Consider the following 263-nt stretch of genomic DNA (forward strand, 5'->3'; position numbering starts at 1 on the left):
CGTTGGAAGCGGGCAAGATCGCGCAGGCCCGGTACACGCCGGCGACGGGGCGCATCACGCTGACGCTCGATCCCGCAACGCCCACGACCCCGGCCGCGCGATTGTTCGTGGAGGCAGGTGCCGCCGGTGGCCGTGGCTATGCACCGGTCGGCAAGGCGGTGGTACGCGGCGGCTATTCGATCCCGCTGGCCACGCGCTCCACCACGGTCGACCTTACCCCGTCATAATCCGGGCGAAGACCACCCGACCGGTCGCTCACACGG

The 263-nt window shown here is 70.7% G+C and carries 1 protein-coding gene; it reads left to right on the top strand.

Features of this window, described 5'->3' with window-relative positions:
• On the top strand, nucleotides 1-227 hold a 227-nt coding region (locus AC0IYH_RS32080), incomplete at its 5' end, for a hypothetical protein (RefSeq protein WP_471838344.1).
• Between the last annotated feature and the right edge of the window lie 36 nt (nucleotides 228-263).

Source organism: Pseudomonas sp. AC463 (assembly GCF_979253585.1).